This window comes from Janthinobacterium sp. LS2A (genome assembly GCF_036543145.1).
Lineage (GTDB): Bacteria > Pseudomonadota > Gammaproteobacteria > Burkholderiales > Burkholderiaceae_D > Janthinobacterium > Janthinobacterium aestuarii.
Window position 1 is genome coordinate 1,104,938 of record NZ_JAZHPB010000001.1, and the last position, 19,020, is coordinate 1,123,957.

17 protein-coding genes are annotated in these 19,020 nt (G+C 62.6%); 8 read left to right on the top strand and 9 right to left on the bottom strand.

Annotated features, from left to right (window positions below; translation table 11 throughout):
- Positions 1-7 precede the first annotated feature (7 nt).
- Entirely contained in the window at positions 8-1,234 is a 1,227-nt protein-coding gene (locus tag V3C40_RS05095; protein ID WP_331776741.1) for a molybdopterin molybdotransferase MoeA, read from the bottom strand.
- A complete protein-coding gene (thrC, locus tag V3C40_RS05100) occupies positions 1,234-2,715 on the bottom strand; it encodes a threonine synthase (RefSeq protein ID WP_331776742.1) in 1,482 nt (493 codons plus the stop codon). The genes V3C40_RS05095 and thrC overlap by 1 nt, the downstream gene beginning before the upstream one ends.
- Positions 2,716-2,985: 270 nt before the next feature.
- Between thrC and V3C40_RS05105 the strand changes: the two genes are divergently transcribed.
- Positions 2,986-3,729, top strand: a complete 744-nt coding sequence (locus V3C40_RS05105) for an AAA family ATPase (protein WP_331776743.1) — start codon at positions 2,986-2,988, stop codon at positions 3,727-3,729.
- Between the two features lie 155 nt (positions 3,730-3,884).
- On the opposite strand, the gene V3C40_RS05110 is transcribed toward V3C40_RS05105, so the two are convergent.
- Genes V3C40_RS05110 through kbl form a run of 3 tightly spaced genes read right to left on the bottom strand, consistent with a single transcriptional unit; the run spans position 3,885 to position 7,553 of the window.
- Positions 3,885-5,297 carry an L-serine ammonia-lyase gene (locus V3C40_RS05110; RefSeq protein ID WP_331776744.1) on the bottom strand — a complete coding sequence of 471 codons (1,413 nt, stop codon included), beginning with the start codon at positions 5,295-5,297 and terminating at the stop codon, positions 3,885-3,887.
- A gap of 46 nt (positions 5,298-5,343) precedes the next feature.
- The gene (locus V3C40_RS05115) at positions 5,344-6,309 is read right to left on the bottom strand and encodes an NAD-dependent epimerase/dehydratase family protein (protein WP_331776745.1); all 966 of its coding nucleotides are present in this window, start codon (positions 6,307-6,309) and stop codon (positions 5,344-5,346) included.
- A 20-nt stretch (positions 6,310-6,329) separates the two neighbouring features.
- Positions 6,330-7,553: a glycine C-acetyltransferase gene (gene kbl, locus V3C40_RS05120; RefSeq protein WP_331776746.1), complete on the bottom strand. Its 1,224-nt coding sequence runs from the start codon at positions 7,551-7,553 to the stop codon at positions 6,330-6,332.
- Between the two features lie 222 nt (positions 7,554-7,775).
- Between kbl and V3C40_RS05125 the strand changes: the two genes are divergently transcribed.
- From V3C40_RS05125 to V3C40_RS05150, 6 genes are all read left to right on the top strand, one after another.
- Entirely contained in the window at positions 7,776-8,351 is a 576-nt protein-coding gene (locus V3C40_RS05125; RefSeq protein ID WP_070218654.1) for a helix-turn-helix domain-containing protein, read from the top strand.
- Positions 8,352-8,442: 91 nt separating this feature from the next.
- Complete coding sequence (locus V3C40_RS05130) at positions 8,443-9,369, top strand: STM4015 family protein (protein ID WP_331776747.1); 927 nt, start codon at positions 8,443-8,445, stop codon at positions 9,367-9,369.
- Positions 9,370-9,375: 6 nt separating this feature from the next.
- Positions 9,376-10,452 carry an STM4014 family protein gene (locus V3C40_RS05135; protein ID WP_331776748.1) on the top strand — a complete coding sequence of 359 codons (1,077 nt, stop codon included), beginning with the start codon at positions 9,376-9,378 and terminating at the stop codon, positions 10,450-10,452.
- The gene (locus V3C40_RS05140) at positions 10,445-11,287 is read left to right on the top strand and encodes an STM4013/SEN3800 family hydrolase (protein ID WP_331776749.1); all 843 of its coding nucleotides are present in this window, start codon (positions 10,445-10,447) and stop codon (positions 11,285-11,287) included. The genes V3C40_RS05135 and V3C40_RS05140 overlap by 8 nt, the downstream gene beginning before the upstream one ends.
- Entirely contained in the window at positions 11,284-12,663 is a 1,380-nt protein-coding gene (locus tag V3C40_RS05145; RefSeq protein ID WP_331776750.1) for an STM4012 family radical SAM protein, read from the top strand. Before V3C40_RS05140 ends, V3C40_RS05145 begins: the two co-directional genes overlap by 4 nt.
- The gene (locus V3C40_RS05150; RefSeq protein WP_331776751.1) at positions 12,657-13,565 is read left to right on the top strand and encodes an STM4011 family radical SAM protein; all 909 of its coding nucleotides are present in this window, start codon (positions 12,657-12,659) and stop codon (positions 13,563-13,565) included. Before V3C40_RS05145 ends, V3C40_RS05150 begins: the two co-directional genes overlap by 7 nt.
- A gap of 93 nt (positions 13,566-13,658) precedes the next feature.
- On the opposite strand, the gene V3C40_RS05155 is transcribed toward V3C40_RS05150, so the two are convergent.
- Positions 13,659-15,854 (bottom strand): prolyl oligopeptidase family serine peptidase, encoded by a 2,196-nt coding sequence (locus V3C40_RS05155; RefSeq protein ID WP_331776752.1) that lies wholly within the window; start codon positions 15,852-15,854, stop codon positions 13,659-13,661.
- A gap of 11 nt (positions 15,855-15,865) precedes the next feature.
- Positions 15,866-16,072 (bottom strand): hypothetical protein, encoded by a 207-nt coding sequence (locus V3C40_RS05160; protein WP_139248279.1) that lies wholly within the window; start codon positions 16,070-16,072, stop codon positions 15,866-15,868.
- Positions 16,073-16,268: 196 nt separating this feature from the next.
- Between V3C40_RS05160 and V3C40_RS05165 the strand changes: the two genes are divergently transcribed.
- A complete protein-coding gene (locus V3C40_RS05165; RefSeq protein WP_319991899.1) occupies positions 16,269-18,056 on the top strand; it encodes a GGDEF domain-containing protein in 1,788 nt (595 codons plus the stop codon).
- Positions 18,057-18,078: 22 nt separating this feature from the next.
- Here the strand turns inward: V3C40_RS05165 and V3C40_RS05170 are convergent, their stop codons facing one another.
- Positions 18,079-18,522, bottom strand: coding sequence for a DUF6386 family protein (locus tag V3C40_RS05170; RefSeq protein WP_070301893.1), 444 nt, complete (start codon positions 18,520-18,522; stop codon positions 18,079-18,081).
- Positions 18,519-18,995, bottom strand: a complete 477-nt coding sequence (locus V3C40_RS05175; RefSeq protein ID WP_319991810.1) for a DUF4262 domain-containing protein — start codon at positions 18,993-18,995, stop codon at positions 18,519-18,521. Before V3C40_RS05175 ends, V3C40_RS05170 begins: the two co-directional genes overlap by 4 nt.
- Positions 18,996-19,020: the final 25 nt, after the last annotated feature.

Consider the following 19,020-nt stretch of genomic DNA (forward strand, 5'->3'; position numbering starts at 1 on the left):
TACTTCCTCAGTACAGCAATTCGTTAAACGGGATAAAACGCAGCATGTCGCCGCGCGCAATCGACAGCCCCGGCGGACAATCGATCAAGCCGTCGCCCCACACGGTGGACGTCAGCACGCCCGAACTCTGGTTGGCGAACAGTTCCAGCTCGCCCTCGTCATTGACCTTGGCGCGCAAGAACTCGTTGCGCTTGTCCGCCTTCAGGCGCTCGAACGCGGCCGGCAGCTTGTAGCTGCGCGGCGCCAGGTTACCCGCCACGCCTTGCAGGCGCAGGATGAACGGGCGCACGAACAGCAAAAACGTGACAAAGCTCGACACGGGATTGCCGGGCAAGCCGACAAAGAACGCCTCCCGCACTTCGCCAAACGCCAGCGGTTTGCCTGGTTTGACGGCGATCTGCCACATGTTCAGCCGCCCTTCCGCTTCCACGGCCGGCTTGATATGGTCTTCCTCGCCCACGGACACGCCGCCCGAGGTGATGATCAGATCATTGCCCTGGGCCGCCTGGCGCAGCACGGCTTTTGTCGCTTCCAGGCTGTCGGGCACGATGCCCAGGTCCGTGATCTCGCAACCGAGGTTTTCCAGCAAGCCGCGCAAGGTAAAGCGGTTCGAGTTGTAGACGGCGCCCGGTGCCAGGGGTTCGCCGGGCATGGCCAGTTCGTCGCCCGTGAAAAATACGGCCACGCGCAGCTTGCGCAGCACAGGCAGCTGCGCCAGGCCCACCGAGGCGGCCAAGCCCATTTCCTGGCTGCGCAAGCGACGGCCCGCACCGAGGATCTCGCCGCCGGCGCGGATATCCTCGCCCTGGCGGCGCACCCATTCTCCCGCTGCCGGTACGTGATTGACCGTCACCACGCCGTCCGCCACCGTGCACTGCTCCTGCATGACGACGCAGTCGGCGCCGTCCGGAATCAGGGCGCCCGTGAAGATGCGCGCCGCCGTCCCCGGTTGCAAGGGCTGGCCCACGTGGCCGGCCGCGATGCGCTGCGACACGGGCAAGCTGGCCGCGCCGCTGGCGCAGTCACTGGCGCGCACGGCGTAGCCATCCATCTGCGTGTTGTCGCGCTCGGGCACGTTCAGGGTCGACGTTTGCGCGGCCGCCAGCACGCGGCCGTTGGCGCGCATGGTGTCTACCAGCTCCACGTCGGCCACCGGGCGCGCCGCGCCCAGCATGAAGGCTTGCGCCTCGGCCACCGACAGCATCGGTTTGCGTACAGTGCTGGCGTCTGTCATCACAAGCCCGTATTGGCGGCGATATACGCCTTCATTTTCTCGACATCGGCATCCATCACGACGAACTTTTGCGGCAAGTCTTCGATGTTCTCGAAGCCGGCTGGCCGTTCCGCGTCCACGCCCAGCGCTTCGAGGATGGTTTCGTTGAACTTGGCCGCCAGCGCCGTTTCCAGCACGATCATCGGCACGTTCGGTTCCAGGTGCTCGCGCGCCACCTTGATGCCGTCGGCCGTGTGCGTGTCGATGGTGATGCCGTAGTCGTCGGCCACGTCGCGGATGGTGTCGAGGCGGTCCTGGTGCGTGGACTTGCCCGACTTGAAGCCATATTTGGCCACGAGCTTGAATTCGTCGCCATCGCTGCCAGGCTTGCCGGACAAGTCGAAGCCGCCATGCGTTTCCACTTTCGTAAACAGGGCGCGCACGCGGTCGCTGTCGCGGCCCACGAGGTCGTAGACGAAGCGCTCGAAGTTCGACGCTTTCGAGATATCCATCGACGGGCTGCTCGTGTGGTACGTTTCGGCCGACTTGCGCACGCGGTAGACGCCCGTGCGGAAGAATTCGTCGAGCACGTCGTTTTCATTCGTCGCCGCCACCAGTTTCGAGATCGGCAGGCCCATCATGCGGGCGATATGGCCGGCGCAGATATTGCCAAAGTTGCCCGACGGCACCGTGAACGACACTTTTTGCTCGTTGCTGGTGGTGGCCGCCAGGTAGCCGCGGAAGTAGTAGACGACTTGCGCCACGACTCGCGCCCAGTTGATGGAGTTGACGGTGCCGATCTTCTGCTTGGCCTTGAACGGCAAGTCGTTCGACACGGCTTTCACCATATCCTGGCAATCGTCGAACACGCCTTCGACGGCGATGTTGACAATGTTCGGGTCTTGCAGGCTGAACATCTGCGCCGTCTGGAAGGCGCTCATTTTCTTGTGCGGCGACAGCATGAAGACGCGGATGCCCTTCTTGCCGCGCATCGCATATTCGGCCGCGCTGCCCGTGTCGCCCGACGTGGCGCCGAAGATATTGAGTTCGGCGTCGTGCTTGGCCAAGGTGTATTCGAACAGGTTGCCCAGCAGCTGCATGGCCATGTCCTTAAAGGCCAGGGTCGGGCCGTTCGACAGCGCCTGCAGCATCAAGGTGGTCTGGCCGCCATTGACGGCGTTTTCTTCGAGCACGCGCAGCGGCGTGATGTCGGCCGCGTTTTCGCCGGCGCGGGCGTTCTTGTAGACTGCCTTGGTATAGGTTTTCGCCGTCAGTGCCTTCAGGTCCGCAGCCGGGATATCGGTGGCGAACTTCTTCAGGATTTCGAATGCCAGGTCGGCATACGACAATGTGCGCCAGGCATTGAGCTCGGCACCAGTGACTTGCGGGTAGTGTTCTGGGAGGTACAGTCCGCCATCGGGGGCCAGGCCGCCCAGGAGGATGTCGGAGAATTGCTGCTGATTCGATGGCGCTTTATCAGCGCGGGTAGACACGTAGTGCATAAATTTGAAGAGTCCAGTTGAGCTGAGTGCGGTTGATCATGAATGGCAGCGGATATTATAGTGCCAGCCGCCGTCCAAGGCGAATCGCGTGGCGCCCGCCTGATCAAGATGTGACAATTGGAGCGCCTGCCTATTATCAAACAAGCCATAATTGCATGAGATCAAGCCAGGCGAACATGGCTGGCGTACGCACTGGCGCGCGCCGGCGATTTACGTCACACTGTGCTGAGTATCCCTTGCCACGATCATTATTGGAGTCGAGAACCGGCCATGTCGCTGAGTAAAAAACCATATCTGCAAAGCGCCGCGCTGCGCTCCGACGCCGTCGTCGACCTCGATCACTATCCATTCACCATCCCCGCCATCCGCGACTTCGTGCACATGGATTTCCACCGCGACGTGACGTTTTTCGTGGGCGAAAATGGCAGCGGCAAGTCGACCATGCTCGAAGCGCTGGCCGTGGGGCTGGGCTTCGGCAAGGATGGCGGCACGCGCAACGTGCGCATCGCCCTGCCGTCGGACGAGGAATCGGGCTTGCACGCGCATCTGCGCCTGAGCAAGAGCTACAAAAAGCCCGAAGACAGCTATTTCCTGCGCGCCGAGAGCTTTTTCAACGTCGCCACCTACATGGACGAGATGCCGCAGGAGTACCTGGTGAGCTACGGCGGCAAGTCGCTGCACGCGCAGTCGCACGGCGAAGCGTTCATGGCGACCCTGATCAACAAGCTGCGGGGCAAGGGCTTGTATCTGCTGGACGAACCCGAGGCGGCCCTGTCGCCGAGCCGCCAGATGGCGGCGCTATCCGTGATCCACCAGCTGGTGCAGGACGACTCGCAGCTGATCATCGCCACCCATTCGCCGATTCTACTCGCCTACCCGAACGCGAAGATTTTGATGTTTACGGGCGGCGGCATCCACGAAGTGGCGTATGAAGACACGGAACACTATGCCGTGACGCGCGATTTCTTGAATAACTACCCGAGGAGGCTGGAGCAGTTGTTTGAGGAGGAGTGAGTTTATCGGGAGACTACTGTGGTGGTGTCGGCTTACGCGCTTTGCGCTAAGCCGACCTACGCCGACCTACGCCCACCAACGCCGACCTGCGACTTGCCATTCACCGTAGGCCGGATTAGCGCTTGCGCGCGTAATCCGACAACACCACCGGCGCATCAACAAGCCGCGTGATTGACTGTGATAACGTGCACGGCCAGCCCGCCCAGCGACGTTTCCTTGTACTTGTCCTGCATGTCCGCGCCCGTCTGGCGCATGGTTTCGATGACTTCGTCGAGGCTGACGAAATGCGTGCCGTCGCCCTTCAGCGCCAGCGAGGCGGCCGTGATGGCTTTCACGGCGCCCATGCCGTTGCGCTCGATGCAGGGGATCTGCACCAGGCCGCCGATGGGGTCGCACGTCATGCCCAAGTGGTGTTCGATGCCGATTTCGGCCGCGTTTTCGATCTGCTCGTTGGTGCCGCCCAGGGCTGCCACCAGGCCGGCCGCCGCCATGGCGCACGCCACGCCCACTTCGCCCTGGCACCCCACTTCGGCGCCCGAGATCGAGGCATTGCGCTTGCACAGCATGCCGATGGCCGCGGCCGTCAGCATGAAGCGGCGCACGCCGCCCACCGGATCGCTGGGGCGGCAATCCTGCGCGTAGTAGCGCAGCACGGCCGGGATGATGCCGGCCGCGCCGTTGGTCGGCGCCGTCACAACCCTGCCGCCGGCCGCGTTTTCCTCGTTGACGGCCATCGCATACAGGCTGACCAGGTGCACGGCGTCGTGCGGCAAGTCGTTGGCGCGGTTGTCGGACGCTTTCGCCTCCTGCGCCAAGCGCCACAATTTCGCGGCACGGCGCTTCACGTTCAAGCCGCCCGGCAGGTTGCCCGTCGTTTCCAGGCCGTGCGCGATACAGTCGCGCATGACGTGCCAGATGCGGTCCAGGCCCGCGTTCAATTCCTCGTCGCTGCGCTTGACGCACTCGTTCGCGCGCAGCATTTCCGGGATCGACAAGCCGCTTTCGACGCCGTGGGCCAGCAACTGCTCCATCGTGTCGAAGGGGAAGACGACCCGCGCGCTGGCGGCCGATTCCACGGCCGCTTCGGCCTGCGCCGCAGTTTGAACTTCCTCGGCCTCGCGGATAAAACCGCCGCCGATCGAGTAATACACCTTGTCGACACGGCTGCCGTCCGCCAGTTTCAGGGTGAAGCGCATGCCGTTCGGGTGTTCGGGCAGCGATTCGCTCTTGTGCCAGACGAGGCCCGTGGCGGCCGTGAATGGCACCACGTGCGTACCCAGCAAGGCGATCTCGCCGGCCGCCTCGATGGCGGCCAGCTTGCTGTCGACTTCATCGGGCGCCACGTCTTGCGGCGTTTCGCCCATCAAGCCAAGAATGACAGCCTTGTCCGTCGCATGGCCCACGCCCGTCAGCGCCAGCGAGCCATACAGGGCCGCCTCGGCGCCCACTACCTGGTCCAGCGGACCGTATTCGACCAGAAAACGCCGCGCCGCCACCATCGGTCCCACCGTGTGGGAACTCGACGGCCCGATGCCGATTTTAAACAGGTCAAATACGCTCATGTCCATGTAGTGTCTCTTTATTTAGTATGTTTTATGAATGCCGGGGCTGGACTCAGGCCGCCTTGGCGGCATGGCCCACGTCGACATTGGCCAGCATGTCCGTGACCATCTGCTCGACGCCGATCTGCGCCTTCCAGCCCCAATCGGCGCTGGCCTTGCTGTCGTCCAGGCTTTGCGGCCAGCTGTCGGCGATGGCCTGACGGCTGTCCGGCTTGTAGCTGATCTTGAAGTCCGGCACCATGCGCACGATGGCCTTGGCCAGCTGCTCGGGGTTGAACGACACGCCGGCCACGTTGTACGACGAGCGGATCTTGATCTGTGCCGCTGGCGCGTCCATCAGTTCGATGGTGGCGCGGATCGCGTCGGGCATGTAAATCATCGGCAGAGTGGTATTCGCATCGAGGAAGCAGTCATAGCGCTCGCCGCGCAAGGCCGCGTGGAAGATGGCGATGGCGTAATCGGTGGTGCCGCCGCCTGGAGGCGATTTGTAGCTGATGATGCCCGGGTAGCGGATGCTGCGCACGTCCACGCCATACTTGTTGAAGTAGTATTCGCACAGGCGCTCGCCGGCCAGCTTGCTGATGCCGTACATCGAGGTCGGGTCCATCACGGTCATTTGCGGCGTGTTCACTTGCGGCGTGTTCGGGCCGAAGGCGGCGATCGACGATGGCCAGAAGATCCGCAGCGGCTTGCCTGCCTCGCCACGCTCGCGCGCCAGTTCCAGGATATTGAGCAAGCCATCCATGTTCAGGCTCCACGCCTTCAACGGCGCCGCTTCGCCCGTGGCCGACAGCATGGCCGCCAGCTGGTACACCTGGGTGATGTTCTCGTCGGCGATGATGGCCGCCAGGCCGTCCTTGTCCAGCACATTGAGCTGGGCGTAGCGCTTGGCCTGATACAGATTGTTCGTGCCGATGTCGCTGGCGATGACGTTGTCCGCGCCGTGCTGCTGCGCCAGCGCGCCCACCAGTTCACTACCGATTTGGCCGTTTGCGCCAATGACTAAGATGCGTTCCATGCTATTTTCCTGAAATCTTGTTAATTGGTAGTGGTAGTGGTCAGCAAACCGAGTTCCTTGCCAGCCTGTTCAAAAGCGGCCAGCACTTGCACCAGCTGTTCGCGCGTATGCGCGGCGGACAGCTGCACACGGACACGGGCCTGACCCATCGGCACGACCGGGTAGAAGAAGCCAGTCACCAGCACGCCCAGTTCATACAGGCGCGCGGCGAATTTCTGCGCCACAGGCGCGTCGAACAGCATCACGGGAACCACCGGATGGGTGCCCGGCTTGATGGTGAAGCCGATGCGCTCGATCTCGCTGCGGAAGAAAGCCGTGTTGTCATGCAGGCGGTCGCGCAGTTCCGTCGACTTGGCCAGGCGGGCCAAAACCGACAGCGAAGCGCCGGCAATCGATGGCGCCAGCGTGTTCGAGAACAAATAGGGACGCGATTTCTGGCGCAGGGTGTCGATGACTTCCTTGCGCGCCGACGTAAAGCCGCCCATGGCGCCGCCCAGGGCCTTGCCCAGGGTGCCCGTGATGATGTCGATGCGGCCCATCACATTGTGGTGTTCATGCGTGCCGCGGCCCGTCGCGCCCATGAAGCCGGAAGCGTGGCATTCGTCGATCATCACCAGCGCGCCATATTGGTCGGCCAGGTCGCAGATCTTGTCCAGTTGCGCAATCGTGCCGTCCATCGAGAACACGCCGTCCGTGACGATGACTTTATGGCGCTTGCCGGCGGCAATCGCCGCTTTCAGCTGCACTTCCAGGTCGGCCATGTCGTTGTGGGCGTAGCGGTAGCGGCCAGCCTTGCACAGGCGGATGCCGTCGATGATGGAAGCGTGGTTCAGCGCGTCCGAGATGATGGCGTCGTTTTCATCGAACAGGGGCTCGAACACGCCGCCGTTGGCGTCGAATGCCGCCGCGTACAAGATCGTGTCTTCCGTGCCGAGGAAGCTGGAGATCGCCTGTTCCAGTTCCTTGTGCACCGTTTGCGTGCCGCAGATGAAGCGCACGGACGACAGGCCGTAGCCGTATTTCTGCGTGGCGGCGATCGATGCTTCCTGCGTCTGCAGGTCGCCGGACAGGCCCAGGTAGTTGTTCGCACACATATTGATCAGGGTACGGCCATCGTCGCACACCACTTCGGCGCCCTGGCGCGAGGCGATCACGCGCTCGGGCTTGTACAAGCCCTGCTGGCGCAGTTGATCGAGGTTCTGTTGCAGACCGCTGAAAAAGGTGTTCTTCGCTTGCTCGCTCATGATGATCCTTGTGTATCCCTGTTGTATGTGTGGCATCCGGGTAACCTCAGCCGCCATAGGGGAAAAGCGGCCGCTTGACCGGTGCGCGCACAATGCTGTACCGTGAAGCGCTGTTTGAAGTCTACACGTTTCCGTGTTTTTCTTCAAAATCCACTATTTCGAACTGAAATTCAATATAGTGGATATTACCCAAGCCTTTTGAACTTTGCAAGCCACCTGCCGATGAAAACCAGCGTTTCGACCAATTCTCCGCCCGAAGTGGGCGCCACCCTGCAACGGCTGCGCCTGGCGCGCGGCCTGACACTCGAGGATTTGTCGCGCATCGCCGGCGTTTCGAAGTCCATGCTGTCGCAAATCGAGCGCGAAAAAGCCAATCCCACCATCGCCATCACGTGGCGCTTGGCCAACGCCCTGGGCGTGCAGATCGGCGAATTGCTGTCCAGCGCGGAAAAAGCCGTGGAAACCATCCGCATCACGGACGCGCACGAAACCCCCACCCTGCCCGGCGACCACGCGGGCTACGTGCTGCGCATCCTGGGGCCGATGGAACTGGCCGGCAAATACGAATGGTATGAAGTGACCCTGGCGCCGGGCGGCGAACTGGCGTCGCAGCCGCACGACCCGGGCACCACCGAACATTTGACGGTCATTCACGGCAACCTGGAGCTGGAAGTGGGCGCGGCGAAGAAAAAGGTCAAGAATGGCGGCACGGCACGCTACCCGGCGGACCAGCCGCATACCATCCGCAACTTGGGCAAGACGGAAGGCAAGGCCTTATTGGTGGTCATCCATAGATAGTTGCATTTCAGCGGTGTGCAATAGGCTCTTTCGCCCATGCTAAGATTTTGGATTAGACAAGATTTTCACTGTCTTTCATGGAGCCTTAGCAATGACGATTTCCGAAAGCACCACCCTCTTCCACAAGAAAAAAGTCGTCCAGTACGATCCCGATATTGCGCTGCAGTCCGGGCAGGATATCGTCTACCGCCTCTCGCTCGAGTATGACGACAAGCGCAAGATGCCGGACCTGATCGCCGGCTTCTTGGAAAAAACCGACAAGAATGCGCTTGAGGCGCTGATCATCGGCATGTGGGGCGACCCGTACGAAGCGGGCGCCGACGAGGTGATCGCGGCGCTGATCAGCCACGCGCCGCAGCTGCCGAACTTGCGCGCGCTGTTCATCGGCGACATGACGTACGAGGAATGCGAAATCTCGTGGATCGTGCAAGGCAGCTACAAGCCGCTGCTGGACGCTTTCCCGCAGCTGGAAGAGCTGCGCATCCGCGGCGGCAATGAGTTGACCGTCGAACCGTTCGCGCACCAGAACCTGCGCAAGTTCACCATCGAGTCCGGTGGCCTCGATCAGAAGATCGCGCAGGCGCTGGCCCAGTCGAGCATGCCCAAGCTGGAATACCTGGAACTGTGGCTCGGTAGCGACGACTATGGTTTTTCCGGCGACGTGGCGCTGTACCAGAAAGTCCTGGCGCAACTGGCCACGCCGACCCTGCGCTACCTGGGCCTGCGCGACGCGCAGATCGCCGACGAGCTGGCCGTCTGGCTGGCCAAAGAGCCTTTGCTGGCCACCGTCGAGACCCTGGACCTGTCGCTGGGCACCCTGGGCGACGTGGGCGCCGAAGCACTGCTGCAAGGCACGCAATTGGGCAATCTGAAGCGCATGGACCTGTCGCATCACTATATCTCCGAAGCGAACCAGGAAAAACTCAACGCCCTGCCCTTCCCCGTCAGGCTCGATGATCCGCAGGAAGACGACGAGGACGACGACGAAGTCTATCGCTATGTCGCCGTCGGCGAATAAAACCTGATGCTTTTGCTGGCGACACAGGGCAGCAAGCGCGTGCGCCTGCTGCAGGCGGCGCGCGCGCAGTTGCGCCTGCCGCCCGCGCAAGTGCTGGAATGGCGCGACTGGCTACGTCAGCCTGCCTTGCTCGAGGATTCATTGCGCCAGACCGGCCCGCTCAAGATCGAACCGCCCGGCGACGATCCCGCCGCCCATCTGCTGTTGCTGCAGGCGGGCTGCCGGCTGCTGGACCGTCCGCTGCTCTCGGCGCCCGCGCATGGCGAGCTGCTGGCCATGGATGCGTGGTTTGCCGGTTTTTCCAATGCCATGGCGTCCCTGGCGGCGCAGCTGGCAGACCTGCCGCAAATACGCGTCTTCAATGCGCCAGCCGAAATCTGTCTCATGACGGACAAGCTGGCGTGCCAGCGCCACCTGGCCGCGCATGGCGTGCCCATACCTGCCTTGCTGGGACCAGTGCAGAGCTACGAGCATCTGCAGTCGCTGCTGTACGAACACCAGCTTGACCGCGTCTATCTGAAACCATGCTACGGCTCGTCCGCATCGGGCGTCGTCGCCTACCGCAGGAACAAGGCCGGACGCCAGCAAGCCACCACCTCGGCCGCCTTGCACCGCACCGAGGGCGCAACGCGCCTGATCAACAGCAAACGCATGGCGCGCTACGAGTCCGAACACGACATCGCCGCCCTCGTCGACGCGCTGGCAGCCCAGGAACTGTATGCGGAAGCATGGCTGAACAAGCCGCGCTGCGGCGACAGCCATTACGACCTGCGAGTCGTGACCGTAGCCGGCCAGCCCGCGCACCGGGTGGCGCGCATCGGCGACCAGATGATGACCAATCTCCACCTCGACAACCGGCGCGGCGACGCGGCTGGCCTCTTGAACGCGGCCGACATGACGGCGCTGGAAGCGGCCAGCGCCCAGGCCGCGCGCGCCTTCCCCCACAGCCACGTGACGGGCTACGACCTCGTCGTGCGCCACGGCCAGGCCCATGTGCTCGAAGCGAACGCCTTCGGCGACCTGCTGCCAGGACTGCTATGGCAAGACGCGGACACTTACGCAGCGCAACTGACCCATGTTTAAAGACACAGCCCCCATCCCCGACATGCACCGCATCGTCGGCAGCCACGACATCGTCTTCCTCACGCTCGACACCCTGCGCTACGACGTGGCGCAAGCCCTGTATGAGGCGGGTGAGCTGCCCGTGCTGGGACGTTTTCTGCCGCCGGGCGGCTGGGACAAGCGCCACTCGCCCGCCACGTTTACCTACGCGGCGCACCAGGCCTTCTTTGCGGGTTTCTTGCCCACGCCAGCCGCGCCGGGCCGCCATCCGCGCCTGTTCGCCTCCGCTTTTGCTGGCAGCGAAACCACCTCGCCGCACACGTTTGCGTTCGAGGAAGCGGACCTTCCCGCTGCGCTGGCCGCGCGCGGCTACCGTACCATCTGCATCGGCGGCGTGGGTTTCTTCAATAAACAAACGGCGCTGGGCACGGTGCTGCCGTCGCTGTTCCAGGAAAGCCACTGGAGCGCCGGCATGGGCGTGGCCAGCCGCCATTCGACGCAAAAGCAGGTGGCGCTGGCAACACGGCTGCTGGCGCAGAACGACCAGCGCACTTTCTTGTTCATCAACGTGGCCGCCCTGCACACGCCGAACCGCGCCTACCTGCCCGGCTGCCGTAGCGATAACCTTGACAGCCATGCGGCGGCCCTGCGCTATGTCGACAGCGCACTCGCGCCCCTGTTTTCCGCCTGCGCCGCGCGCGCGCCCACGTTCGCCATCGTCTGCTCGGACCACGGCAGCGCCTATGGCGAAGACGGCTACCGTGGCCACAGGGTCGCCCATGACAGCGTGTGGCAGGTGCCGTACGCGCACTTCTTCCTCACGCCAGATACCATTTCCCAGGAGTCCCCACCGTGAACCCATCCGAACAACCGGGTACCCTGGCGCAGCGCATGCGCCATACGCCCTACCAGGCGTATTCATACTCGTATCCGCACAAGGCGGCCTACCGCGCCTTGCCGCAGGCCGCGCCGCTGGCGCCCCTGTGGGCGCGGCAGGACCGCTCCGCCCTCTTCGCCTACATCCACATCCCGTTTTGCGAGATGCGCTGCGGCTTTTGCAACCTGTTCGCCATGGCCCGCCCCAGCGCCGACATGGTCGAGCGCTACGTGCAGCAGGTGCTGGTGCAGATGCGCGCGATGGACGGCGCCCTCGGTGAACGCCGCTTTGCCCGCTTCGCGCTCGGTGGCGGCACGCCCACCTATCTGTCGCCGGCGCAGCTGGACACCCTGCTGTGCGGCGCGCGCGACATCCTCGGCATCGACCTGCAAGCCACGCCGGCCGGCATCGAAGCGTCGCCCGAAACCATCACGGCCGAGCGGCTTGCCGTCTGCCGCGCGCATGGCATCGACCGGGTCAGCCTGGGCATCCAGAGCTTTGCCGCCGGCGAGATGCGCGCGCTGGCCCGTCCCCAGCAAAACGCCACCGTCCATCACGCCATCGGCCTGATACGCGCGGCCAGCTTTCCCACCCTGAACCTGGACCTGATCTACGGCATCGCCGGGCAAACCGTCGCCAGCCTGCTCGCGTCCATCGACAGCGCGCTGGCGTTCAAACCGGAAGAAATCTATCTGTATCCGCTCTACGTGCGGGAACAAACGGGTCTTGGCAAAGTGGCGCGACGCCAGGGTGCCGCGTCGCTCAATCCCATCATGCTGGCCCGCGATGGCGACAGCCGTCTGGCCCTGTACGCGGCCGCGCGCGATCATTTGCGCGCCCAGGGCTACGAGCAGGTCTCGATGCGCATGTTCCGCGCACCGCATGCGCCCGAGCAGAACGGGCCGTCGTACTGCTGCCAGAACGATGGCATGGTGGGCCTGGGCGCGGGCGCCCGCTCCTACACGGCGAACCTCCATTATTCGAGCGAGTACGCGGTGGCGCGCACGCAGACCATCGGCATCATCGAACAGTATCTGGCGCTGGACGAAACGCGCTTCGCGCAGGCCGAACACGGCTATGTGCTCGATGATGCAGAACAGCGCCGCCGCTACGTGATCCAGTCGCTGCTGACGGAACCGGGCCTGGACCGCGACGCCTACACGGCCCGCTTCGGCAGCCGCTGCGAGCTTGATCTGCCGCAGCTGGCCGAGCTGCACGCCTTGGAACTGGTGGAAGAACACGGCCCGCTGTTGCGCCTGAATGACCGCGGCTACAGCTACGCCGACACCATCGGCCCGTGGCTGGCTTCCGATACGGTGCGCGCGCTGATGGCTGAAGGCGGCCAGGCGTGCTGACAACGGAGCTGACAACGGAGCCGGGTACCTTGTCCCTGCTATACCGGGGCACCTTGGCGAGCTGCAATTACGCCTGCGGCTACTGCCCGTTCGCCAAGAAGCGCGACAGCCGCGCCACCCTAGCCCGCGACGCGCGTGAAGTGGCGCGTTTTACCAGTTGGGTGGCGGCGCAAAAACGGCACATCAGCGTCCTGTTCACGCCCTGGGGCGAAGCGCTGGTGCGGCGCCACTACCGCGCGGCCATGCAAACCCTGGCAGCTTTGCCCCATGTGCGGCAAGTAGCGCTGCAGACGAATCTGTCCGGTCCCCTGAACTGGCTGCAAGCGGTGGAGGGGTTGGAAAAGATCGGCCTGTGGTGCACCTACCACCCGGACCAGACGACGCTGGCCCGTTTTCTCGAACGCTGCGCGCGCCTGGACACCATGGGCGTGCGCTATTCCGTCGGCGTCGTCGCCATGAACGAACACCTGGACGCCATCCGCACCCTGCGCGCGGCCCTGCCCGCGCACGTCTATTTGTGGCTCAACGCCTATGACCGCCGTGGCCCCGGCTACTACAGCGGGGAAGACCTGGCCTGGCTCGACACCGCCGATCCGTGGTTTTCGCAAAGCCGCCGTCCGTCACCCTCGCGCGGCAAACCGTGCCTGGCGGGCGAAGCGTCGCTGTCCGTCGATGGCGATGGCGAACTGACGCGCTGCCATTTCGTGCCGGAGCGCTTGGGGAATCTGTACGTTGATGACTTGGCAGACATGCTGCAGGAACGCCGCTGCCCGCGCTTCAAGTGCGATTGCTATATCGGCTATGCGCAGCGCAAGGATTTGCCGTTTCAAACGGTGTTTGGGGAGGGGGTGCTGGCGAGGATCGTGACTGTAGGTCGGATTAGCCAGCGTAGGTCGGATTAGCGGCGGCACGCCGCGTAATCCGACACATTGTTGGCATGACGGGTGTTGTCGGATTACGCGCGGCGATGCCGCGCTAATCCGACCTACCGTATTTTACTGCGCAGCCACCTTGGCTGGCTCCGCCACTACCGGCGTCATCTTCAACGAACGGCTGAGGAAGCCCCAACGATCCGCCACTTCTTCGATCTGCTTGGTCGTCGGCTTGCCGGCGCCATGGCCGGCCTTGCTGTCGATACGGATCAGCACGGGCGCCGCGCCGCCTTGCGCTGCCTGGGCGGCGGCGGCGAACTTGAAGCTGTGCGCTGGCACGACGCGGTCATCGTGGTCGGCCGTCGTGATCATGGTGGCTGGATAGCAGCCGCCCGCCTTCAGATTGTGCAGCGGCGAGTATTTCACGAGCGCCTTGAACTGTTCGGCGTCGTCCGACGAACCGTAGTCAGGTACCCAGCCCCAGCCCACGGTGAACTTGTGGAAGCGCAACATGTCGAGCACGCCCACTTGCGGGATGGCTGCAGCGAACAGGTCCGGACGCTGCGTCATGGCCGCGCCTACCAGCAGGCCGCCATTGCTGCCGCCGCCGATCGCCAGTTTCGATGGCGAGGTGACCTTGTTGTCCACCAGCCATTGCGCCGCGCCGATAAAGTCGTCGAACACGTTTTGCTTGTTCAGCTTGGTACCAGCCTGGTGCCAGGCTTCGCCGTACTCGCCGCCGCCGCGCAGGTTGGCCATCACGTAGACGCCGCCCATTTCCACCCAGGCCAGATTCGCCACGGAGAAGCTAGGCGTGAGCGAGATATTGAAGCCGCCATAGCCGTACAGATAAGTCGGGTTGGAACCGTCGAGCTTCATGCCTTTTTTCGAGACGATGAACATCGGCACCTTGGTGCCGTCGCGGCTGGTAAAGAATTGCTGGCGTGTTTCAAAGGCGTTCGGGTCGAAATCGACCTTCGGCTGGCGGTACACCGTGCTCTTGCCCGACTTCATGTCGTAGCGGTAAATGGTCGCTGGCGTCGTGAAGCTGGTAAACGAGTAGAACGTTTCCGTGTCGCCACGCTTGCCCGCAAAACCACCGGCCGAACCGATGCCCGGCAAGGCCACTTCGCGCACCAGCTTGCCGTTCAGGTCGACAATCTTGATTTGCGTTTGCGCATCTTTCAAGTAGTCGAGCACCAGCTGGTTGTTGATGAGGTTGACGGCGACGAGGGTTTCCGCGCTTTGCGGCACGATTTCCTTCCAGTCGGCAGGCGCAGGCTTGCGCGTATCGATGGCGATCACGCGCGATTTCGGCGCCTTGTTGTCCGTTTTGAAGAAGAACACGGGACCGTCATTGTCGATGAACGAGTACGAAGCGTCGAACTCTTCCAGCAAACCGACTACCTTGGCATTCTTCTGGCGCAAGTCTTTATAAAAAACGCGGTTCTTGCGTTCCGTGCCTTGCGTGGCCGTGATGATCAAATAATTGCCGTCGTCGCTGACGGTGCTGCCGCCGAATGCCCATTCCTTCTGGTCGGGACGGTCGAAGACGAGCACGTCATCGCTTTGCGGCGTGCCGATCTTGTGGAAATACAATTTCTGGAAGTAATTGATATCGGCCAGCTTGGTGGCTTCGTTCGGCGCGTCATAGCGGCTGTAGAAGAAACCTTTGTTGTCCTTGGTCCACGAGGCGCCGGAGAACTTGGCCCACTTGATGTGGTCTGTCAAATCCTTGCCCGATTCGATGTCGCGCACTTTCCACTCGTTCCAGTCGGAACCGGAAGCGGACGTGGCATAGGCCAGGTACTTGCCGTTCGGGCTGATCGAAGTGCCTGCCAGCGCCACCGTGCCATCCGTCGACAGGGTGTTCGGGTCGAGCAGCAGACGCGGTTCGTCCGTCAGTTTTTTCACCGTGTACAGCACGGCCTGGTTCTGCAAGCCGTCGTTGCGGCTGTAGAAATAGCGGCCACCCTGCTTCGTTGGCGTAGAGAAACGCTCATAGTTCCACAGCTTGGTCAGGCGCTGCTTGATCGCGGCGCGCTCGGGGATGGTGCCCAGGTAAGACTGCGTCAGCTTGTTTTGCGCCGTGACCCACTCGCCCGTTTCCGCGCTGTTGGCATCTTCCAGCCAACGGTACGGATCGGCGATGGTGGTGCCGAAATAGCTGTCTTGCTGGTCGACTTTTTTGCTGACCGGATACGTCACGGCAGCGCCATCGCCGGCCGGGCACGATGGCATCGCGGCGCTTTGCGCCAGGGCATTGCCACCGAAAGCGGCCATCAAGCTGAATATGAGGGATGCACTACGTAATTGCATGGGTTGTTGTCTCATTGTTGGATGTCGAGGAAAGCAGGCCGCTCACACACACGCCGCGCCTGCCCATGTTGACTTTCGCCAAGAGAAATCATAGCGCGGATTGCCACTTTTAAAGCACAGTTATCTGAGGGATTTGCCGTCTTTTGTTTGGATAATTTACGGGAAACGCCATGATAAATCTCGCTTTCGGCGGAATCGGCAAACTGACGTTCATGCAAGAAACGTTATCAAAAGCAAAGTCATTTCATCAAGTTGTCATAAATCTTCTTTACTATCGGCAACATGTTCATGGCCCGTCCAGAGGCCGTGCCGCCACAGCCTCCTATGCACACTCTCGCCCTCCCTACCGCCACCGCCGCGCCGGCCCCCGCGACGCCATCGAATGTGGCTTACCTGAAGCCGCCATCGGCAAGCATGACCATCGAAGGGACGGACGCCTTGCACGACATCCTGGCGGGCCGCAAGCTCAGCGCGCTGTTCCAGCCCATCATCCACATGCACAGCGGCGACATCATCGGCTACGAAGGCTTGATACGGGGGCCGTCCGACAGCCCCCTGCACGCGCCGATGAATCTGTTCAAGGTGGCGCGCGCGCATGACCTGACCCTGGATGTGGAACACCTGTGCCGCCAAGTGGTGCTCGAGCGCTTCGCAGAACTGCAACTGCCGGGCAAGCTGTTCCTCAACGTCAGCCCGGAATGCCTGCTGCTGCGCAATGCCCGCCATGGCGAAACCCTCGAATACATCGAGCACATCGGCATCAACCCGGACCGTGTCATCATCGAGCTGACGGAAAACCAGCCCACCTACGATTACGAGCTGATGCGCGAAGCCGTGCTGCATTACCGTAACATGGGTTTCCAGATCGCCATCGACGACCTGGGCGAAGGCTTTTCCAGCCTGCGCCTGTGGTCGGAACTGCGCCCGGAATATGTGAAGATCGACATGCATTTCATCCAGGGCATCAATAATGACCCCGTGAAACTGCAGTTCGTGCGCTCGATCCAGGAAATCGCGGAGAAATCGGGCACCCTGGTGATCGCCGAAGGCATCGAGGCGCAGACGGAATTGCTGGTCTTGCGCGACCTCGGCGTGGCGTTTGGACAAGGCTATCACCTGGGGCGGCCCAACGCGGTGCCGGCGCGCGCCCTGCCGGCCGAAGTGGTGCAGGCGCTGGGACGCAATGGCGTGGCCGTGTATCCGCAGCGCAGCAGCCTGGAAAAGAATGGCGCCAGCATCCGCAAGCTGCTGCACAAGGTGGCGGCCGTGTCGCCACAGCTCAACAATAACGAGGTGTACGATATCTTCCTGAAGGAACCGAAGCTGATGATCATTCCCGTCGTCGACGACGGCGTGCCGCTGGGCCTGATCAGCCGCTTCGAAATGATCGACCACTTCGCCCGCCCCTACCAGCGCGAACTCTATGGCAAGAAATCATGCAGCCTGTTCATGGATGCCACGCCCCTGATTGCCGACCACGAGACGAGCTTGCAGGAACTCAGCTACACGATGGTGCAGTCCGATGCCCACCACCTGTTCAACGGTTTCATCATCACCGAGCACGGCCGTTACCTGGGCATGGGCACGGGCCACGACCTGATGCGCGAAATCACGCAGATGCAGATCAACGCGGCCCGTTACGCCAACCCGCTGACGCAACTGCCCGGCAACGTGCCCATCAACGAGCATATCGACCGTTTATTGCACAGCGGCAGCCGCTTCTGGGTCTGCTATTGCGACCTCGACCACTTCAAGCCCTTCAACGATGTGTACGGCTACCGCAAGGGCGACGACGTGATCCAGCTGACGGGAGAAATCCTCAGCAGCCATTGCGACCCGAACCGCGACTTCATCGGCCACATCGGCGGTGACGATTTCATGATTCTGTTCCAGAGCGAAGACTGGGAAACGCGCTGCCAAGCCATGCTCGACGACTTCGCGGCCGCCATCCTCGCCTACTACAGCACAGGCGATTGCGAACGGGGTGGCTACATCAGCGAAGACCGGCAAGGCAAGAAAGTGTTTTATTCGTTGATCAGCCTGTCGCTGGGCGTCATCAAGGTCGAGGCGCACCAGTACTACACACACCATCAGATCGCCACGCAGGCGGCCGAAGCGAAGAAGCAGGCAAAGAAAATCCACGGCAACAGCCTGTTCCTAGACCGGCGGCAAGGCGCGGCTGTGGCGCGCATGGATGCCTAGCCTGGAGCAATAATACGCAAGATCAAATACGCACGAGATCGACAAACGCATTGCCGCTGCGCGTATCGGACACGAATGCCAGGCTGATGTGCGCGCCATCGCGGCGCGCCTGCACGCGGTAGCTGCCTGCGGGCAGATCCACGAACAGTCCTCCATACGCCGTGTCCGGTTCCAGGCCGCCGCCCGTGACGTCTTCCCCCGCGCCGATGAAGACGCGGCCCGAAACGACGGCAAGATGCACGATCACCTGCGGTTCGGCAAGTTCCTCGTGCAAGGTGACTTCATACGCGCCATCGCCGCCCACGTTGAAAAACGCGACTTGCCCCGCATTCACGGCCGCCAGTTCGGCGCTGGGGATGCTCCACCAGTCGCAGTCATCTTCCAGCTTGTGGCGCAAGAGCGCAGGGTCGAACACGCACAGGGTAGCCGTCCCGGTCACAATTTTGACGCACGTGCTTGGCGTCATGTGGCCAGCGGCGCCGGTCCCAGCAGGGGCTGGCTCTCCACATACTGCGCGCTCGCTTGCACCTGCCACGGGAAGTGGCCATCGCGCGACGGCCAGACGATCTGGTACAAGGTGAAATCATCGCCCTGGTAATACCAGCGCGCATAGCCGACATAGTCGCGGTATTGCTCGACGGGCACGCGCACGAAGGCGCACTGATGGCCTTCCAGCAAGACGTCCGTGGTAGTCGTGAAATCCGTGATGGCGCCGCTGCGCGCGGCGTCCAGCGCCAGGTCGAGTATCCGGTGGGCCATGGAATGGGGCAAGCCCATGATCAGGAATTCAGGCTGGCCGAAGCTGTGGCAAGCGCCTATGGTGAAGGCATAGCCGGGACCTTCTTCATCGGCACCGATATGCACGCCATGCCAGCCATGCGTGGCGATGTCGTCGATGACTTTTTGCTCTGATGCATCCTCGCCTGCCTGCCTTACCATGCTTCACCTTTCACCGTGCCGAAAA